We start from the raw sequence: 18,839 nt of genomic DNA, 5'->3' as shown, positions 1-18,839 counted from the left end.
GCAAAGAAGGACGATTTGGAGGAATGCGGACATGCGCCATATAGTTAGCAAAGGTAATGAGTCATGCTAACGAACGCCCAGAACTTGCGCAGCGACGCCGCTCTCGCGTCCGCCTTACGCGTGTCCCTCGCTCGGCTGACGCGACGGATGCGCAAGCAGGCCGCGCACCACTCACTGACGCCCACACAGCTCGCGACGCTCGTAGCCGTCGAGCGCCACACCGCGATGACCCCCGGCGAGCTCGCGGAGCACGAGAAGGTACAGCCGCCCTCGATGACCCGCGTGATAGCCAAGCTGGAGGATCGGGGTCTGCTGGAACGCAAACCTCATCCGACGGACCGCCGGCAGGTGACGGTGAGCGTGACGCCGCAGGGGGCGGCGCTGCTCAAGGAGGAGCGCCGGACCAAGGAAGCGTGGCTGGCGCAGCGGCTCAAGGACCTGACGCCGGAGGAGAGGGCGGCGCTGCGCGCGGCGGCGCCGATCCTGGAGAAACTGTCCACGATGTAGGCGGCATGTTCCGCTCGCTGCGGAACTACAACTACCGCCTGTTCGCCTCCGGCGGTGTGATCTCCAACGGCGGCACCTGGATGCAGCGCACGGCCCAGGACTGGCTGGTCCTCGACCTCGCGCACGGCCGCGGCTCGGCGCTCGGCGTCACCGTGGCGCTGCAGTTCCTGCCGACGATGCTGTTCGGGATGTTCGGCGGAGTGATCGCCGACCGCTACCCCAAGCGCCGGATCCTCGTGGTGGCCCAGACCCTCATGGGGGTGCTGGCGCTCACCATGGGCGTGCTGGTCATCACGGGGACGGCCCAGGTCTGGCACGTGTACGCCATGGCGTTCACGCTTGGACTGGTGTCCTGTGTCGAGGTGCCCACCCGGCAGTCGTTCGTGGTCGAGATGGTGGGCCGGCAGGACCTGCCGAACGCCATCGCGCTGAACAGCTCGACCTTCAACCTCGCCCGCGTCGTCGGACCGGCGGTGGCCGGCCTGCTGATCTCCTGGATTGGCACCGGCCCGATCTTCGTGCTGAACGCCGTGTCGTTCGCCGCCGTGATCACCGGGCTCGCGCTCATGCGGACGTCCGAGCTGCGCTCGCCGGAGCCCGTGCCGCGCGGCAAGGGCCAGTTGCGTGAGGGCCTGCGCTACGTCGGCGGCCGGCCCGACCTGCTGCTGCCGCTGCTGCTCGTGGCGTTCATGGCGATCTTCGCCCAGAGCTTCTCGACCAGCATCGCCCTCATGGCCAAGCAGGCGTTCGGCGCGGGCGCGTCCTCCTTCGGCGTGGCGTCCAGCGCGTTCGCCGTCGGAGCGTTCGGCGGGGCGCTGCTGGCCGCGCGCCGGGTCAAGCCGAGCCGCAGGTTCCTGATCGCCGGTGCGCTGTGCTTCGGGTTGTTCCAGGTCCTCGCCGGGCTCGCGCCCGCGTACGGGGCGTTCCTGCTGCTGCTCGTCCCCGCGGGCATGGCGATGATCACGGTCAACACGACCGCGAACACGATGGTGCAGCTCGGCGCCTCGCCCGAGATGCGCGGCCGGGTCATGGGCATCTACGTGCTGGTCTTCACCGGGGGAGCGCCTATCGGGGCGCCGCTGGTGGGCTGGCTGTCCGAACTGGCCGGTCCCCGGGTCTCGGTCGTGGCGGCCGGTGTGCTGAGCATGTGCGGCGTCTGCCTGGCGGTGCTGGTGACCCGGATGGTCGCGGCACGCGCGGCGGCCAGGGAAGAATCGGCACGTGAGCAGATTGTTCGTGGCGCTGCTGCCGCCGCCTGAGGCGCTGGCGGAGATCGCCACGGCGGTCGAAGCCGTACGTGCCGAGTGGGCGGAGCTGCGCTGGGTCGATCCGGCGCTGTGGCACGTGACCGTGGCCTTCCTCGGTGAGGTGCCCGACGAGGCCCGGCCCGAGCTAGGCCTGCGGCTGGCCCGTGCGGCCGCCCGGTATTCCCCCGAAACGGTCGCGTTCGGCGGCGCCGGGGCCTTCCCCTCCGCCTCCCGGGGACGCATCTTCTGGGTCGGCCTGGACGCCGGACCGGCCCTGACGAGGCTCGCCGGGTCGGTGGCGGCCGGCGCCCGGCGGGCCGGGGCGGCGCAGACGGACCGCAAGCGGTTCCATCCTCACCTCACCCTGGCCCGCTCCAGGACCCGTTCACGCCACGGCGACGACCTGCGGCCCCTGGTCGGCGCCCTGAGCGCCTTCGGCGGGCGGCGCTGGGAGGTGGCGTCGGTGCACCTCGTACGCAGCCACATCGGGGCGAGCGTGCGGTACGAGCAGGTCGAGGCGTACCCATTGGCAGTGCGCGACTAGGCTCCATGACGTGGATCGTCCTCGTCGCTGGTTGCTGCCCACAGTGCTCACGCTGCTCGTGGTCATCGTGATCGTCGGCGCGCTCATCAACAACGCCTGATCACCAGGCGTACTCCTCCGGGGCGGTCTTGTAGCCGGGGAAGATCTCGTCGAGCCGGGCGAGCGCCTTGTCGTCCAGCTCGATCTCCAGCGCCCGGATCGTGCCGTCGAGCTGCTCGATCGTGCGGGGACCGATGATCGGCGCGGTGACCGCCCGCTGGTGCAGCAGCCACGCCAGCCCGACGTTGGCCGGGTCCTCGCCGAGCTCGTCGCAGAACGCCTCGTACCGCTCGATCTTGTCGCGGTGCTTGTCGAGCTGGGCGGCGATCTGGTCGGTGGCGGAGCGGCCCTTGTCGATCTTGCGCAGGATGCCGCCGAGCAGGCCGCCCGCCAGCGGGCTCCACGGGATCAGCCCGAGGCCGTAGTCCTCACAGGCCGGGATGACCTCCAGCTCGGGCGCGCGGACGAGCAGGTTGTAGTGGGACTGCTCGCTGACCAGGCCGAGGGTGCTCCGGCGGCGGGCCGACTCCTGGGCCTTGGCGATGTGCCAGCCGGCGAAGTTCGACGAACCGACGTACAGGATCTTGCCCTGCTGCTTGAGGATGTCCATGGCCTCCCAGAACTCCTCGAACGGGGTGTCCCGGTCGACGTGGTGGGCCTGGTAGACGTCGATGTAGTCGGTCTGCATCCGGCGCAGCGAGGCCTCCGCCGCCCGCCGGATGTTCAGCGCGGACAGCTTCTCCTCGTTCGGCCAGTCGCCCATCGAGCCGAACAGCTTGGTGGCGATGACCGTACGCTCACGACGGCCGCCGCCCTTGGCGAACCAGCGGCCGATGATGTTCTCGGTGATCCCCTCGCCCTTCTTCCAGCCATAGACGTTGGCCGTGTCGAAGAAGTTGATCCCGAGCTCGTGGGCGCGATCCATGATCGCGAAGGAGTCCTCTTCCGTGGTCTGCGGACCGAAGTTCATGGTCCCCAGGCAGAGCTTGCTGACCAGCAGGCCGGTGCGGCCAAGGTGTCCGTATTCCATGCCCTCCACCCTAGATACCTGGAGTGGACTCCAGGCGAGCCCGGCACGCGTCAGATCTGGAAGTCCCAGGTGAGGCGGCCCTCGCTCAGGTCGTCGGCGAGGCCGCGGGCGAACTCCAGCTCCGTGGCGACCTGGGCCCGCTGATACTCGGACTCCACGAGGAAGAGGCGGGGCACGAAGCTCAGGTTGTCGGCCATCTCGGTGTCGAGTGCGGACAGCCGTGCCTCCAGCGCCGCGATCCGCTGCCGCAGCGCGGCCAGGGCCTCCTCCGGCCTCAGCACGGGCAGGAAGGCGAGCGCGGCGGGGAATTCGGGGAACTCCCTGGCCGGGGTGGACAGCATGGTCCGCATCCACTGCTTGAGCGTCTCACGGCCCGTCTCGGTGGCCTCGTAGACCGTCCGCTCCGGCCGGTTCTCCTCGCGGGTGGTCTCCCGGATCGCCAGCAGCCCGTCGCGGACCAGGCGCTCGATCGTCTGGTAGACGCTGTTGCGCTGCGCGACGTTGACCACGTCGTCCTGGTGCCGTTCCTTGATCAGCTGCTGCATCCGGTAGGCGTGCATCGGCGACTCGCAGACCAGGGCGAGCACGGCCGTGGCCAGGGGAGAGCGCCGCGTCGACATGGCGCCCATCATAGGGGCCCTGTCGTTGATTAGTCATAATATGTATAGTCATCTCATGACCAAGAAAGCTCTGATCATCGGCGGCGGGATCGCGGGTCCCGTGACGGCCATGGCGCTGCGGCGCGCCGGAATCGACAGTGAGGTCTTTGAGGCCTACGACCGGGGGGCCGAGGGCGTCGGCGCCTTCCTCACGCTCGCGGTCAACGGGCTGGAGGCCCTGCGCCTGCTCGACCTGCACGACCTCGTCTGCGGCCTCGGCATGGACACGCCGGTCATGGAGATCCGCAACGCGCGCGGCAGGCTGCTGGCGACCACGAGCCAGCCGAGCCGTACGCTCAGGCGCGCCGACCTCTACCGGGCGCTGCGCGACGAGGCCGTACGGCGGGGCGTGCGGATCCACCACGGCAAGCGGCTCGTGGACGCCTCGGTCACCTCCGGCGGGGTGCGGGCGGTCTTCGCGGACGGCGGCGAGGCCGCGGGCGACCTGCTGGTCGGCGCGGACGGGCTGCGCTCGCGCACCCGCGCGCTCATCGATCCCGGAGCCCCCCGCGCCCGGTACGTCGGGCTGCTGAACACCGGTGGTTATGCGAAGGGAGTGCGGCCGCCGGGCAGGCCGGGGGTCTGCTACTTCATCTTCGGCAGGCGGTGCTTCTTCGGCTACATGATCCACCCGGACGGGCAGGTGTGGTGGTTCGCCAACCCGCCGAGCCGCAGGGAGCCCACCTCCGAGGAGCTCGCGGCGATCACTCCCGAGCGGTGGCGGGCCCGGCTGATGGACCTGTTCGAGGGCGACGCGGGGCCGATGCGCGAGATCATCGCCGCGACCCCGCACATCCTGCCCGGCTGGAACACCTACGACTTCCCGAGGGTGCCGAAGTGGTTCACCGGGCGCATGGTCCTCGTCGGAGACGCCGCCCACGCCACCTCCCCGTCCTCGGGGCAGGGCGCGTCGATGGCGATCGAGGACGCGGTGGTGCTCGGCAAGTGCCTGCGCGACGTGCCGGATGTCGCGGGCGCGTTCGCCGCCTTCGAGCGGCTGCGGCGCGAGCGGGTCGAGCGCGTCGTGGCACAGGGCAAGCGCAACGGAGACGGCAAGGCGCCGGGGGCCGGCGGGGCCTTCGTCCGCGACCTGATCCTTCCCGTGATCATGCGGCAGGTGGAGAAGCGGAACGCGCTGGCCTGGATGCACGACTACCGGCTCACGTGGGACGACCGCGTCGCGGTTTGATTGACCGATCGTTCCAGATTGGTCTAGGGTCGAGGGCATGGCGAGGACCAAGGAGTTCGACCCCGACGTCGTGCTGGAGCGGGCCCTGGATCTGTTCTGGCGGCGCGGCTACGAGGCCACGTCGATGGCCGACCTGGTCGAACACCTCGGCATCGGCCGCGCCAGCCTGTATGCCACCTTCGGCGGCAAGCACGACCTCTACGTGAAGGCGCTGGAGCGCTATGCGCAGACGCGCGACCCGAACCTCGTCGAGCTGCTGTCGCAGCCCGGCCCCGCCCTGCCGGCCGTACGAACCCTGGTCGAGCGCTACACCGAGGAATCGATCCGCGACCGCGACCGGCGAGGCTGCATGATCGTGAACGCGGCGACCGAGCTCCTCCCCGACGACGAACCGGTCGCCCGGCTCGTCGAGGCCAGCTGGACGGGCCTGGAGACGGCGCTGACCTCGGCCCTCATCCGCGCCCGCGCCCAGGGGGAGATCTCCGCCGAGTCCGACCCCCGGGTGCTGGCGCGGTTCGTGCTCGTCTTCCTGCAGGGGGTGCGGGTGATGGGGAAGGGGCACGGCGACGCCGCCCGTCTCCGCGACGCCGCCGCCCAGGCCCTCGCCATGCTCCGCTGACCTCTCCGTGAGGAGTGCGCTTTTTCATGCCCTCATTCTTGACCGACCGATCCAGAAACGTGGCGGCGTTCGCCGTGCTCGGCGGGGCGCAGGTCACGCTCGTCGCGGCGATCACTCTTCTCACCGTGCCGCTGCCGGCCGTCCAGCGGGAGTTCGGCCTCGGACAGGGGGACCTGGCACTGCTGACCTCGGCGTACGGGCTGACCTTCGGGGGGCTGCTGCTCCTCGGGGGCAGGCTCGCCGACCGGTGGGGCGCCCGGGAGGTCTTCCTCGCCGGGATGGCCCTGCTCGCGCTGGCGTCGGCGGCGGGCGGGCTGGCTCCGGACCATGTCGTCCTGCTCGCCGCGCGCTTCGTCCAGGGAGTGGGCGCCGCGATGGCCGCCCCCGCCGCCGTCTCACTGGTGACGCGGCTCCGCCCGGACGCCCGGGAGCGCGAGCGCGCTCTGGCGGTGTGGGGCACCCTGTCGGTCACCGGGGCCGTCGCCGGCAGCCTGCTGTCCGGCCTCGTCGCCGCGGTGACCTCGTGGCGCTGGTCGTTCCTCCTGCCCGCCGCCGTCGGCGTCGCGGCCGTGGCCGCCGGAGCCTTCCTGCTGCCGCCCGCGACGCGGACGGCGGCCCGCCTCGACGTGCCCGGCGCGCTGCTCGCCACGGCCGGGCTGGTCGCGTTCGCCTACGGCCTGCTGGAGGGCGCGACGGCCGTCACCGCGACCGGCGTGTTGCTGGCGGCCGGGTTCGTCGTCCTCCAGGCGAGGACGCCGCATCCGCTGCTGCCGCTCCGGCTCGTGGCGCACCGCCGCAGGGGCGCCGCGCTGCTCGTCGTCTTCGTCACGGCGGCCGCCAGCGCGACGACCACGTTCCTGCTGAGTCTCTACATGCAGCAGGTGCGCGGGCTGTCGCCGATCTCCACGAGTCTGGCCTTCCTGCCCTTCCTCCTGGTCGTCGTCATGGGCCCGTTGAGCGGCCGTCTGCTGCGCCGATTCGGCGTGCGGCCCGTGCTGGTCGCCGGGCTGCTGCTCGCAGCGGTGTCGATGCTGCTGCTCGGCCGTGTCGCGTCCGAGGGAAGCGTGCTTGCCGGGCTGCTGGTCTTCCCGGTCGCCTCGGGACTGGCCTTCTCCGGCGCCACCGTGGCGGCCCTCGACGGCGTGCGCGCCGAGGACGCAGGGGCGGCCGGGGCGCTGGTCAACACGGCCATGGAGGCGGGGCCGACGGTGGGCCTCGCCGTGCTCGTGGCGCTCGCCGCCGCCCGCACGGGCGGCATACCCGCGGGCGGCGCCCGGGCCATGACCGAGGGCTACGGATTCGCCCTCACCGCCATGGCCCCGGTCTTCCTTCTCGCGGCGGCGACGGTCGCCGTCGCGTTCACGCACACAGCGTTCACACACACAGCGGCCGGGCGAACAGCGTTCGCGCAGACAAGGGAGCGATAGATGAGGTTCACGGACATGGTCGTGCTGGTCACCGGGGCGGGCACCGGCGTCGGCCGGGCGGTCGCCCGCGGGTTCGCCGGGGAGGGCGCCACCGTGGTGGCGGCCGGGCGGGGGCGGGAGTCGCTGGAGCAGACCGTCAAGCTGATCGAGGCCGGGGGAGGCCGAGCCGCCGCGATCACGGTCGACGTGACCGACTCGGCCGCCGTGGCCCGGCTCATCCGGGAGATCGTCGCGCGGTTCGGCCGCCTCGACGTCGCGGTCAACAACGCGGGGATCTTCGCGGCAGGAGCCGTCGCCGACATGCCGGAGGAGGACTGGGCGCGTGTCCTCCAGGTCAACACGACGGGCGTCTTCCTCGCCCTGAAGCACGAGATCGCCGCGATGCGCGCGCAGGGCTCCGGCGTGATCGTGAACATCGCCTCGAACATCGGGGCGCACATCCGGGTGCCCGGGGTGGGTGCGTACGCCGCGTCCAAGGCGGCCGTGAGCGCCCTGACCCGCACGGCCGCGCTGGAGAACATCGGGGCAGGCGTGAGGATCAACGCGGTCAGCCCGGGTCCGCTGGACACGGCGATGTCCCTGCGCCCCGGAGAGACCGAGGACGACCGGGCCGCCCGGGTGCGGGAGTCGCTGCCGATCGGCCGCGTCGGCGCTCTCGACGAGATCACCGGCACCGTGCTCTGGCTCGCCTCGGACGACGCCGGTTTCGCGGTGGGCCTCGACCTGGTGCTCGACGGCGGCGCCTCAGCCTGACCTCGCAGCCTGACCTCTCAGCGCGATCTCTCAGCCTGACCCTTAGGCCGATCTTCGGCGGCGGCGGTCGCGCGGGCGTAGCGGGCGGTGAGGGCGCGTAGCCGTTCCACCAGTTCCGGCGGGCCGGTGACCTCGAAGTCGAGGTCGAGCAGGCCGAGGTGGACGGCGAGCGAGTTCACGCTGTCGGCCCCCGTCACGAGCACGCAGGTATGGCCGTCGACGTCCTCCACGACGCCGACGGCGGGGTTGATCCGCGCGGCGACCACCTCGGCGGGGGCGTGGACGAGCACCCGGGCGTGGTGCCGCCAGGCCGCCGCCGACACGCCGCGGGCGACGTACGCCGCCGCGCCGCCCTCCGGGGGGTCGCGGGGCGGGAAGCGCGGGCCGGTGGGAGTGCGCGGCGCGATCCGGTCCACCCGGAACGTACGCCAGTCGTCGCGGTCGACGTCCCAGGCCACGAGGTACCACCGGCGGCCCCAGGACACGAGCCGGCAGGGCTCGGCCACCCGGGCGCCGGAGGAGCCGTCGTGGCCGCGGTAGTCGAACCGCAGCCGTTCACGGTCGCGGCACGCCGCGGCCAGCACGCTCAGCACGGCGGGGTCGACCGCCGGACCCGGCCGGTCGGGCGGCACCGGCTCGGTGTAGGCCTGCAGCGCGCCGACGCGGCGGCGCAGGCGTGACGGCAGCACCTGTTCGAGCTTGGCGGCGGCGCGATCGGCCGTCTCCTCGATGCCTGCCACGCCGGCGGCGGCCCGCAGCCCGATCGCCACGGCCACCGCCTCGTCGTCGTCGAGGAGCAGGGGTGGCATCGCCGTCCCGGCGACCAGCCGGTAGCCGCCGTCCGTGCCGCGGGAGGACTCCACCGGATAGCCGAGATCGCGCAGCCGGTCGACGTCGCGGCGTACCGTGCGCTCGCTCACGTCCAGCCGTTCGGCCAGGATCGCGCCGGGCCAGTCGCGTCTGGCCTGGAGCAGCGCCAGCAGGCGCAGCAACCGCGCCGAGGTTTCCAGCATGTTCTCAGTCTGGCGGGACTTCAGGACAGTACCTGTCCTGAAGGGTCCGTAATGTCGGCGTCATGAGCGAGAACACGCAGATCAGGCCCTTCCGCATCGACGTCCCGCAGGCCGATCTCGACGACCTGAAGGACCGGCTCGGCCGGACCCGCTGGCCCGACGAGATCCCGGGCGCCGGTTGGGAGTACGGCGTGCCTGTCGCGTACGTGAAGCGGCTGGCCGAATACTGGCGGGACGGGTACGACTGGCGTGCGCACGAGGCGGAGATCAACAAATATCCGCAGTTCATCACCGAGATCGACGGGCAGGACATCCACTTCCTGCACGTGCGGTCGCCCTATGAGGACGCCCTTCCGCTGATCCTCACCCACGGCTGGCCGGGCTCGATCGCCGAGTACCTCAAGGTCGTCGAACCGCTGACGAACCCCGAGGACCCGGCCCGGGCGTTCCACCTGGTGATCCCGTCGCTGCCCGGCTTCGGCTTCTCCGGCCCGACGCGGGAGCGGGGCTGGAACCGGTTCCGTACGGCCCGGGCGTGGGCGGAGCTCATGCGCAGGCTCGGCTACGACCGGTACGGCGCGGTGGGCAACGACGGCGGCTCGTTCGTCTCGCCCGAGGTGGGCCGGGTGGACCCCGAGCACGTCGTCGGCGTCCACGTCACGCAGATCTACTCCTTCCCCTCCGGCGACCCGGCGGAGATGGCGAACCTCACCGACGAGGAGCGGAAGGGACTGGAGGTGCTGCAGTGGTTCTACGAGAACAAGATGTCGTTCAACATGGTCCACTCGCAGCAGCCGCAGACGTTGTCGTACGGGATCTTCGACTCGCCGGCCGGGCTGCTGGGCTGGAACGCGCAGTTGTTCGGTGAGGACGTGGACGACGACTTCATCCTGACCAACATGATGCTCTACTGGGTGACCGGCACCGCCACGTCGGCCACGCGGTTCTACTACGAGGACGCCCGCGCCGAGCACCCCAAGGAGCCGACGACGGTCCCGCTCGGCCTGGCGATGTTCGAGGGCGACTTCGTGTCGATGCGCACCTTCGCCGAGCGCGATCACAAGAACATCGTCCACTGGCGGTCGTATGACGCGGGCGGCCACTACGCCGCCCACCTGCGGCCGGACGTGCTCGCCGCCGACCTGCGCGACTTCTACGCCGCTCTGCGGTGACGGATCGCCCGCAGACCCGCTCCTGACCGATTCCGGGACGACCGGGGGCATGCCGCCCGCCGCACGCAGGGCGGGCATCGGGAATGATGGCCGCATGGGGAGCGCAACGGGGCGGACGCGGACGAGCAGGATTCCGCGGGCCGCCCTGGCTCTCCTCGCGGTCGCGGTCGCGGGCACCGTGCTTCCGACAGCGACAGCGACAGCGACAGCGACGGCGACGGCAGCGGCGGACGCGGCGGACGCGGAGACGGCGGACGCGCAGACGGCTGAGACGGCGCAGACGGCGGCGCGGGCGGACGACCGGGAGCGGTTGCTGTTCCGGATCCGGGACGAGCGCGTCGGCGAGTCGAGCGGCCTCGCCGTCTCGCCCACCCACAAGGGCATCGTCTACACGCACAACGACAGCGGCAACGGACCGCAGATCTACGCGATCGGCCAGGACGGCCGCACGCGGGCGACCTTCACGATCGGCAACGCCGAGGCCAGGGACTGGGAGGGCATCGCGGCCTCCACCGATCGCGCGACCGGGCGCGGCGTGCTGTGGATCGCCGACACCGGGGACAACCTCGCGGACGGCGGGGGAGGCGGCTGGCCGGACGTGTCCGTCTACAAGGTCGCCGAGCCCGGGACGATGAGGGACGCGACGCTGCGGGCCGTGCGGTATCGCCTCCGCTACGCCGACGGCCCCCGCAACGCCGAGGGGGTGATGGTCGACCCCCGCACGGGCCGGCTGTACATCGTCAGCAAGGAGTTCTCCGGGGGCGTCTACGCCGCCCCCGCGAAGCTGCGCACCGACAAGGTGAACGTCCTGCGCCGGGTGGGGTCCGCGCCCCTCATGGCCACCGACGCGGCGTACGCCCCCGACGGGTCGAGCTTCGTGATCCGCACGTACTTCTCGGCGTCCGTCTATCGCTCGCCCGGCAAACTGATCGCGCATGTCACGATGCCGCCCCTCCGGCAGGCCGAGTCGATCGCGTACACGCAGGACGGCGCGGCCCTGCTCACCGGGAGCGAGGGGAAGGACAGCCCGGTCTACCGGGTGCCGCTGCCCGCCGCCGCCCGGCCGGCTCCGTCGCCCCGTCCGGCGCGGACCTCCGCCCGGCCGAGGGCGGTCAGTGCGACGAGCGGAGCGGACTCGGGGGACGGCGCGCTCGGCGTGCCGATGCCGGTGTTATGGCTGGCGGTCGCTCTCGGGGCGATCGGGATCATCGGGTTCATCGCCCACCGCGCGGGCCGCTGAAGGCTCTCGGGCGACCTCGGGCGGACTCGGGGCGGACGGGGAGATCCAGGCAGGCGGAGGGCCGACCAGTGGGAGGTCCGGGCAGAGAGGGGTTCAGGCGGGCGGAGGGCCAGGCCTGCAGAGGGCCGGGCCGCCGTTCCCGGCGACACCCGGCCCGAAGATCGCCGCGAGAGTCAGCCCCGCGCGTAGATCTGGTGGACGAACTCCGCGAGCTTGCTGTCGGGCAGCTCCTTGGCCAGGTCGGCCTCGGTGATCATCCCGACGATCCGGTGGTTGTCGATCACCGGCATGCGCTTGATCTGGTGCTCCTCCATCTTCGCCAGGGCGTCCTCGACGCCGGCGTTCGCGTCGACCCAGACCAGGCCGCGGGCCAGTTCGCTCGTCGTGGTCTGGTCGAGGTCCTTGCCTTCGGCGACACACTTGATCACGATGTCGCGGTCGGTGATGATGCCCTTGAGCCGGTCGTCCTCCCCGCAGATGGGAAGGGCGCCGACGCTCATGTCCCGCATCATCTCCGCGGCCCTGCGCAGGCTCTCGTGCTCGCCGACGCATTGCGCGCCCTCGTGCATGACCTGGCCGGCGGTCTTGTTCACTCCCTCAGTGGTCATGGCTAACCCCCGATTCCGTCTTTTGGGGTGTTATGCCCCATTTGTCCAGAAGTAAGAGCGGTTCACAGGCGAGGCAGGAAGTGCTCCCCGCGCAGGGCCCGCTCCACGAGCGCGACCGACTCGGCCAGCCGCACGAGCCGGGGGCCCTCCTGCCGGTAGGCGTCGAGGACCGCCTCGATCGCGTGCGGGGGCAGGTGCTCCTTCAGGTCCACCGCCGCCCCCCGGTATCCCTCCCTGGCCGCCTGGATCGAGGCCGCCACCTGCTGGCGGGCCATCCGGGCGAGCGCGAGCGGGTGACGGCGCAGCACGCCGTACGCACGGTAGTCCGGGGGCACCGCGTCGAGCAGCCACGACACGGCCGAGACCTTCCAGTCGGGGCTGCCGGGAGGGCGCACCTCCGCTGGCCAGCCGGGTGGGACGTACACGCCGTCATCGTACCGAACACAGGTTCGATCACCGTGGAGCGACTCCGGCTGCGACAATGTCCGACATGCTGTCGAGAGCCGTACAGACATGAGGATCGGGATCGTCGGCGCCGGAATCCTCGGTCTGGCCGTGGCCCGGCAGATGGCGCGGGCGGGCGCCGAGGTGACCGTGCTGGAGAAGGAGCCCCGGATCGCCGCCCACCAGACCGGGCACAACAGCGGGGTCGTGCACGCCGGGATCTACTACCAGCCCGGCTCGCTCAAGGCGACCCTCTGCCGGGAGGGCGCCGCCATGCTGCGCGAGTACTGCGCCGAGCACGGCCTGCCGTACGACGAGGCGGGCAAGCTCGTCGTGGCCTCCACCCGGGCCGAGCTGTCCGGGCTGCGCCGCATCGCCGAGCGGGCCAGGGAGAACGGCGTGCCCGGCATCGCCGAGCTCGACGCGATCGGCCTGCGGGAGGTGGAACCGCGCGCGGTCGGAGTCGCCGCCGTCCACTCGCCGCACACCGCGATCACCGACTTCCCCGCGGTCGCCCGCCGCCTCGCCGCCGACGTGACCGAGGCCGGCGGGTTCGTACGGCTCTCGCGTCCCGTACGCGCGATCAGGCAGACCACCGACGGCGTGGCGGTGGCGGCCGGGCCGGAGAGGCTCACCTTCGACCGGCTGATCTCCTGCGCCGGCCTCGGCACCGACGGCGTGGCGGACCTGGCGAGAGCGGGCGGCGACGTGCGGATCGTCCCGTTCCGGGGTGAGTACTACCGGCTCGCCGGCCCGGCGCGCGGCCTGGTGAAGGGGCTCATCTATCCCGTGCCCGACCCCCGCTACCCCTTCCTCGGCGTCCACCTGACCCGCAGGATCGACGGAGAGGTCCTCGTCGGGCCCAACGCCGTGCCCGCGCTCGCCCTGGAGGGCTACTCCTGGCGGTCGGCGTCGCTGCGCGACCTGCGGCGGATCGCGGCCTGGCCGGGCGCCCGGCGCATGGCGGCCGAGCACTGGCGCACCGGCCTGCGCGAGGTGTACGGCTCGCTGGCCAAGCGGGCCTTCGTGGCCGCCGCCCGGAGATACGTGCCCGAGCTGGCCCCGGCCGACCTCGTACGCGCCGGAGGCGGCGTGCGGGCCCAGGCCGTGGCGCGGGACGGCAGGCTGCTCGACGACTTCGTCATCGACGTGCGCGGGCGGATCGTACTGGTGCGAAACGCGCCCTCACCTGCCGCGACGAGCAGCCTGGCGATCGCGCGGCACATCGCTTTAACGGTTCCCTTAACTTTCTAGGTCTAGAGTGCTGCCGCAATGGTCGCTGAATCTTCCGAAGCCCGGCTGCTGGTCGTCGAGGACGAGCCGAACATCCTCGAACTGCTCGCGGCGAGTCTCCGGTACGCCGGATTCGAGGTCCACACCGCATCGAACGGCGGTGAGGCGGTCCTGGCGGCGCAACGGCACCGGCCGGATTTGATCGTGCTCGACGTCATGCTGCCCGACATGGACGGGTTCGACATCGTGCGCCGGCTGCGCGGCGGCGGAACCCACACCGCCGTGGTTTTCCTCACTGCGCGGGACGCCACCGAGGACAAGATCCGGGGCCTGACGCTCGGCGGCGACGACTACGTGACCAAGCCCTTCAGCCTTGAGGAGGTCATCGCCCGGATCCGGGCCGTGCTGCGCCGCACCGCCGGAGACCCGATGATCACCCCGCCGCGGCTGACCTTCGCCGACATCGAGCTGGACGAGGAGTCCCACGAGGTCTGGCGCGGCGGCCGGGCGGTGCCCCTGTCGCCGACAGAGTTCAAGCTGCTGCGTTACTTCATGTGCAACGCCGGCCGGGTGCTGTCCAAGGCCCAGATCCTCGATCACGTGTGGGACTACGACTTCCGCGGTGATGCCGGCATCGTCGAGTCGTACGTGTCGGTGCTGCGCCGCAAGCTCGACACCGCCCATTCCCGGAGCCACCCCCGGCTCATCCACACCCTGCGCGGCGTCGGCTACGTCATGCGGACACCGCCCAGCGGCGCCTGAGCCGTGTCGGGGCGCACGCCGCTGCGGATCCGGCTCAGCGCGGCCATGCTCGCGCTGGTCGCGGTCGCCCTCGCGGTCATCGGCGTGGGCAGCGTCTCGGTGCTGCGCGACTACCTGGTCGGCCGGGTCGACCGGAAGGTCGCCCTGCTGGCGCACGAGGCCGAAAGACGGCTCGACCGGGGTCCGGCGGTGTTCGCACGGCTCAGGCTGCCGCCCGAGGGCCGGGTGGAGATCCGCGACGGCGCAGGCAGGACGCTGCTCGCGCAGGCGGCCCTGGGGGCGGAGACCCTGCCGGGCCCCGGCGTCGTGACCTCCCGGAACCCCACAACGGTGCCCGCGGTGTCGGGTGACGGCCAGTGGCGGGCCCGGGTGGTGCCCGTGGAGGGTTTCGGTACGGTCGTCGTCGCGGTGGACATGGCCTCGGTCGGGCAGATCACCGGCCGGCTCGCCCTCATCGAGGCGCTGGTCGGCGGCGCCCTGATGGTCCTGCTGGCCGTCGTCGGCGTCGTGATCGTACGGCGCAGCCTGCGGCCGCTGGCGGAGATCGAGGCGACCGCCGAGGCCATCGCCCGGGGGAACCTCGGCAGCCGGATCCCCGACCGCGACCCGCGCACCGAGGTCGGGCGGCTCGCCCGCGCGCTGAACGGCATGCTCGCCCAGATCGAGGCGGCGTTCCAGGCCCGGGCGGCCTCCGAGACCGCGGCCAGGGAGTCGGAGGCGCGCATGCGCCGCTTCGTGGCCGACGCCTCGCACGAACTGCGTACGCCGCTCACCTCGATCAGGGGCTTCGCCGAGTTCCACCGGCAGGCGCCGGACGCCGACACCACGCGGCTGATGTCGCGCATCGAGAGCGAGGCCGCCCGCATGGGCCTGCTCGTGGACGACCTCCTGCTGCTCGCCCGGCTCGACCAGCAGCGCCCGCTGCGCACGCAGCCCGTGGACCTGCTGGCCCTGGCGGCCGACGCGGTCCACGACGCGAGGACCCTCTGCCCCGGCCGCGACGTGTCGCTGGTGGTCGAGGGAGACGCGGCGCTGATCGTCTCGGGGGACGAGGTGCGGCTGAGGCAGGTCGTGGGCAACCTGATGAGCAACGCCACGACCCACACGCCCGAGGGAACGCCGATCACCGTACGCGTCGGCAGCCTGGACGGCACGGCGTTCGTCGAGGTGGCCGACAAGGGGCCCGGCCTCACACCCGAGCAGGCCGGCCGGGTCTTCGAGCGCTTCTACCGCGCCGACCCCTCCCGCAGGCGGCCGTCCGGCGGCAGCGGCCTCGGGCTGGCGATCGTGGAGTCCCTCGTCCGGGCCCACGGCGGCGAGGTGGGCGTGGAGACGGCCCCCGGCGCCGGCGCCGCCTTCCGCGTCACCCTCCCCCTCGCCCCCGAGGCCCTTTGACCGTTGAATTGCGTTGACTCACGCGTCCCCAAGCGTGGAGGTTGAGGGGCGGAGGTGTTCGTGACGATTCCCAGGAAGGGTTCACGGCCCATCACCGTCGACGGTGTCGCCTATCGATGGCGGATCCGCCACAAGCCCACGTACTCCCAGGGGAACGGCTGGTCACCGTTGACATTCGCGGTCCAGCCGGCGGAAGGGCCGGGCCGGGTGCTCCTGGTGTCGCTTCCCTTCTTGCGCCCTGACGCCTGGTTGGGAGAGCGAACGATGGCCGTACGGCCGGCGCTCGTGGCGGCGGTCATCCGCATGGCCCTGCAGCACGGCTGGGACCCCCGGCAGGCGGGCCTTGCCGTCGACCTCGGCGTCACCGAGGACGATCTGGCAGAGATGCGGGGCGGACCGCCCGTCTATGAAGTCCCCTCAGCCCGCGGGTGACCGCCTCCCGCACTCGGCGACCCGGCGAATCGTCGCCGCACCGGGTTCGGCGGAACAGAATGACGCGGTTTGGTTTGCTCCGCAACGAATAATCCCCGCCAGTCCGGGCGATTGCCGGACGGCGGGGAGCAGTGGTTTCTTTTACGAGAGTAGCGAGGACAGCGTCAACTCGCGGGGAAATCACGTGTCCCCGTCTGTGCCCGGGAGTTGCGCGGTGACCGTGCTGAACGGCGCACGGGCCGGGTCGCGTGGCCAGCGTCAAGCTGGCCGGCTCGCCCTCATCGAGGCGTTGGTCGGCGGCGCCCTGATGGTCCTGCTGGCCGTCGTCGGCGTCGTGATCGTACGGCGCAGCCTGCGGCCGCTGGCGGAGATCGAGGCGACCGCCGAGGCCATCGCCCGGGGGAACCTCGGCAGCCGGATCCCCGACCGCGACCCGCGCACCGAGGTCGGGCGGCTCGCCCGCGCGCTGAACGGCATGCTCGCCCAGATCGAGGCGGCGTTCCAGGCCCGGGCGGCCTCCGAGACCGCGGCCAGGGAGTCGGAGGCGCGCATGCGCCGCTTCGTGGCCGACGCCTCGCACGAACTGTGGAGTCCCTCGTCCGGGCCCACGGCGGCGAGGTGGGCGTGGAGACGGCCCCCGGCGCCGGCGCCGCCTTCCGCGTCACCCTCCCCCTCGCCCCCGAGGCCCGCACCTGATCCTGCAGGAATTGGTCAGGAGCTCTACGACCTGGAGAAACGGCCACTCCGGACAAAGGTGAATTGGGATAACGATTCCCTAGGACCAGCTTCGTCACCTCGCATCGCGAGAGGCTGTGTGCGAATATCGCACTATGAAAGAGCCTGAGGAGTGGGCGGATATCGGCGAGCGCGTACGCGAATGTCGTTTGGCTGCGGACATGTCGCAGGAGCAGTTGGCGGCGGCGCTGAGGCTCGACCGGACGATGGTCGCCAAGATCGAACGGGGAGTGCGTCGGGTGGACGCGCTCGAACTCGCCAAGCTGTCTTCGGTGCTCAAGGTGCCCCTGACCTATTTCCTCAGCTCGTCGCCGCAAGTCGTGTCCCGTCGTACGGAACTGGCCGACGACACGCTCACCGACGCGGCGCGGCAGTCCTACCATCTGGAAGTTGCTCTTACCACCTGGCTGGCCGATATCCGGCAGCTCATCGGCATGGGGAAGTTTCACCCGCAGAGAATCGAGCGATATCCGGATGCGATTCAGGACGCACCGAGCGCTCGACGTGCGGCTCTCTGGGTCAGGGAGCACCTCGGCCTCGGGCCCGGGCCCATCGACTCGCTCATGAGCGTGTGCGAACGGTTGGGGCAGCTCGTCGCGGTGGTCGAAGTGCCCGGTGAGGGCGCTTCACTGATCGACGGCGACCTCGCCGTGGCGGTCGTGAGCAGGAGAGGCGATCCCGGGCGCCGCCGCGCGACCGCGGCCCACGAGCTGGGGCATCTCATCGTCGGCGACGAGTACTCCACCGACATAGGCGTTCACGTATCGCGCGACGACAGAGAGGCGATGATCGACGCCTTCGCCGCGGAGCTTCTTCTGCCGGCCGAAGCATTCCGCGCAACCAGTCGTCCGGGCGGAAGGATGAGGCGAGAGGACCTGGTGATTCTCGCCGCGCGTTTCCGGACCTCGTGGTCGTTGACCGTCCGGCAGGCCGTAGAGGCCGGAGCCGTCGACGGCAGCGCCGCGAAAGAGATGCGCAGGAAGAATCCGACCCGAGCGGAGCTGATGGAGGCGGTCGGCTGGGCACCGCAACCCGATCTCGAAACGATCCGGGTGCCTCCCGGCTATGCCCACGCGGTGGTGGAGTGCTACAAGAAGTCGCTCATCACGGCGTCCCGCGCCGTCGAACTCATGCGAGGTCAGATCGTGGCAGCGGATCTCCCGCTGCGAGACGATGCGGACCTCGACCTTTGAGCAGCGCTGAGTCGGCCTGCGTCTTCGTGTTCGACGCCATGTGCCTCAACCATTTCGCCCGTGCGGAACGTCTCGACGTGCTACGCGACCTTCTGGCGGGCGACACCTCCGTGACCACTCATGTGGTCAGGGAGGAGCTGCGCGCCGGAGTGCAGGAGCACCCCCTGCTGAGGACGGTGCTGGACACAGATTGGCTTGGCCTGGCGCGACTCGATTCGTTCGACGAGATCAGGTGCTTCGCGAAATGGACGCAGCGCATCGGCTGCTCGGAACGCGACTGGGGAGAGGCCAGTGTGTTCGCGGCGGCCGACCTGTTTCACGGGGTCGCCATCACCGACGACCGCGAAGCCGTCGCGGTGGGCAGGGCTCACGGGCTGGAGGTCCACGGCACTGTCTGGCTCCTGGCCCGTGCGTGCTTCAAAGGCAAGCTCAACGACGTGGCCGCCGGCAACATCGTTGATGCCCTGAGAGCCACGGGAATGCGCTTACCGTGTTCCGGCTCCACGTTCGGATCCTTTGTTCGTCGCAATATCGGCTCATGCCGCTGCGTGCCGATGTGGAAGACAACACCGTGACCAGGGGGCCAAGCTCGAGTCTT

Annotated in this window: 20 protein-coding genes and 1 pseudogene; 16 read left to right on the top strand and 5 right to left on the bottom strand. The window is 71.3% G+C overall.

Annotation, left to right across the window (positions count from 1 at the left end; genetic code table 11):
• Positions 1-63: 63 nt before the first annotated feature.
• From FLX07_RS29660 to thpR, 3 genes are read left to right on the top strand one after another with little or no spacing between them, the layout of a single operon-like run.
• Positions 64-507, top strand: a complete 444-nt coding sequence (locus FLX07_RS29660; RefSeq protein ID WP_142574987.1) for a MarR family winged helix-turn-helix transcriptional regulator — start codon at positions 64-66, stop codon at positions 505-507.
• Between the two features lie 5 nt (positions 508-512).
• Positions 513-1,766 carry an MFS transporter gene (locus tag FLX07_RS29655; protein ID WP_142574986.1) on the top strand — a complete coding sequence of 418 codons (1,254 nt, stop codon included), beginning with the start codon at positions 513-515 and terminating at the stop codon, positions 1,764-1,766.
• Positions 1,729-2,298, top strand: a complete 570-nt coding sequence (gene thpR / locus FLX07_RS29650; RefSeq protein WP_142574985.1) for an RNA 2',3'-cyclic phosphodiesterase — start codon at positions 1,729-1,731, stop codon at positions 2,296-2,298. The genes FLX07_RS29655 and thpR overlap by 38 nt, the downstream gene beginning before the upstream one ends.
• A 100-nt stretch (positions 2,299-2,398) precedes the next feature.
• Here thpR and FLX07_RS29645 read toward each other — a convergent pair whose 3' ends face one another.
• Both FLX07_RS29645 and FLX07_RS29640 read right to left on the bottom strand, forming a co-directional pair.
• Entirely contained in the window at positions 2,399-3,367 is a 969-nt protein-coding gene (locus tag FLX07_RS29645; protein ID WP_142574984.1) for an aldo/keto reductase, read from the bottom strand.
• 50 nt (positions 3,368-3,417) lie between these two features.
• A complete protein-coding gene (locus FLX07_RS29640; protein WP_223854339.1) occupies positions 3,418-3,987 on the bottom strand; it encodes a PadR family transcriptional regulator in 570 nt (189 codons plus the stop codon).
• 55 nt (positions 3,988-4,042) lie between these two features.
• On the opposite strand from FLX07_RS29640, the gene FLX07_RS29635 reads away from it, so the two are divergent.
• Genes FLX07_RS29635 through FLX07_RS29620 form a run of 4 tightly spaced genes read left to right on the top strand, consistent with a single transcriptional unit; the run spans position 4,043 to position 8,014 of the window.
• Entirely contained in the window at positions 4,043-5,215 is a 1,173-nt protein-coding gene (locus FLX07_RS29635) for an FAD-dependent monooxygenase (RefSeq protein WP_142574983.1), read from the top strand.
• A gap of 37 nt (positions 5,216-5,252) precedes the next feature.
• Entirely contained in the window at positions 5,253-5,834 is a 582-nt protein-coding gene (locus FLX07_RS29630; RefSeq protein WP_142574982.1) for a TetR/AcrR family transcriptional regulator, read from the top strand.
• Positions 5,835-5,860: 26 nt separating this feature from the next.
• Positions 5,861-7,261, top strand: coding sequence for an MFS transporter (locus tag FLX07_RS29625; protein ID WP_142574981.1), 1,401 nt, complete (start codon positions 5,861-5,863; stop codon positions 7,259-7,261).
• Complete coding sequence (locus tag FLX07_RS29620) at positions 7,262-8,014, top strand: SDR family NAD(P)-dependent oxidoreductase (RefSeq protein ID WP_142574980.1); 753 nt, start codon at positions 7,262-7,264, stop codon at positions 8,012-8,014.
• 17 nt (positions 8,015-8,031) lie between these two features.
• Here the strand turns inward: FLX07_RS29620 and FLX07_RS29615 are convergent, their stop codons facing one another.
• Positions 8,032-9,027, bottom strand: coding sequence for a helix-turn-helix transcriptional regulator (locus tag FLX07_RS29615; RefSeq protein ID WP_142574979.1), 996 nt, complete (start codon positions 9,025-9,027; stop codon positions 8,032-8,034).
• 62 nt (positions 9,028-9,089) lie between these two features.
• Here FLX07_RS29615 and FLX07_RS29610 point away from each other — a divergent pair, with 62 nt between their 5' ends.
• Together FLX07_RS29610 and FLX07_RS29605 are read left to right on the top strand one after the other, a co-directional pair.
• A complete protein-coding gene (locus FLX07_RS29610) occupies positions 9,090-10,199 on the top strand; it encodes an epoxide hydrolase family protein (RefSeq protein ID WP_142574978.1) in 1,110 nt (369 codons plus the stop codon).
• Between the two features lie 94 nt (positions 10,200-10,293).
• The gene (locus FLX07_RS29605; RefSeq protein ID WP_142574977.1) at positions 10,294-11,439 is read left to right on the top strand and encodes a hypothetical protein; all 1,146 of its coding nucleotides are present in this window, start codon (positions 10,294-10,296) and stop codon (positions 11,437-11,439) included.
• Between the two features lie 173 nt (positions 11,440-11,612).
• Here FLX07_RS29605 and FLX07_RS29600 read toward each other — a convergent pair whose 3' ends face one another.
• Positions 11,613-12,047 (bottom strand): CBS domain-containing protein, encoded by a 435-nt coding sequence (locus tag FLX07_RS29600; RefSeq protein ID WP_142574976.1) that lies wholly within the window; start codon positions 12,045-12,047, stop codon positions 11,613-11,615.
• Between the two features lie 62 nt (positions 12,048-12,109).
• The gene (locus FLX07_RS29595; RefSeq protein ID WP_142574975.1) at positions 12,110-12,472 is read right to left on the bottom strand and encodes a hypothetical protein; all 363 of its coding nucleotides are present in this window, start codon (positions 12,470-12,472) and stop codon (positions 12,110-12,112) included.
• 88 nt (positions 12,473-12,560) lie between these two features.
• Between FLX07_RS29595 and lhgO the strand changes: the two genes are divergently transcribed.
• From lhgO to FLX07_RS29560, 7 genes and pseudogenes are all read left to right on the top strand, one after another.
• Entirely contained in the window at positions 12,561-13,745 is a 1,185-nt protein-coding gene (gene lhgO / locus FLX07_RS29590; protein WP_142574974.1) for an L-2-hydroxyglutarate oxidase, read from the top strand.
• 18 nt (positions 13,746-13,763) lie between these two features.
• A complete protein-coding gene (locus tag FLX07_RS29585) occupies positions 13,764-14,486 on the top strand; it encodes a response regulator transcription factor (protein WP_142574973.1) in 723 nt (240 codons plus the stop codon).
• A gap of 3 nt (positions 14,487-14,489) precedes the next feature.
• On the top strand, positions 14,490-15,881 hold the full coding sequence (locus tag FLX07_RS29580) for a sensor histidine kinase (protein WP_280116558.1): 1,392 nt from the start codon (positions 14,490-14,492) through the stop codon (positions 15,879-15,881).
• A 60-nt stretch (positions 15,882-15,941) separates the two neighbouring features.
• Positions 15,942-16,313: a hypothetical protein gene (locus tag FLX07_RS29575; protein WP_208762451.1), complete on the top strand. Its 372-nt coding sequence runs from the start codon at positions 15,942-15,944 to the stop codon at positions 16,311-16,313.
• Positions 16,288-16,746: pseudogene (locus FLX07_RS38750) on the top strand (HAMP domain-containing protein); the annotation flags it as partial. The gene FLX07_RS29575 and the pseudogene FLX07_RS38750, both read left to right, overlap by 26 nt.
• Before the next feature lie 397 nt (positions 16,747-17,143).
• A complete protein-coding gene (locus FLX07_RS29565) occupies positions 17,144-18,241 on the top strand; it encodes a helix-turn-helix domain-containing protein (protein WP_142574971.1) in 1,098 nt (365 codons plus the stop codon).
• Positions 18,238-18,816 (top strand): PIN domain-containing protein, encoded by a 579-nt coding sequence (locus tag FLX07_RS29560; protein WP_142574970.1) that lies wholly within the window; start codon positions 18,238-18,240, stop codon positions 18,814-18,816. The genes FLX07_RS29565 and FLX07_RS29560 overlap by 4 nt, the downstream gene beginning before the upstream one ends.
• Positions 18,817-18,839 lie beyond the last annotated feature (23 nt).

The organism is Microbispora bryophytorum (assembly GCF_006874465.1).
GTDB classification, from domain to species: domain Bacteria; phylum Actinomycetota; class Actinomycetes; order Streptosporangiales; family Streptosporangiaceae; genus Microbispora; species Microbispora bryophytorum.
This window is presented reverse-complemented; position numbering and strand designations above follow the sequence as displayed.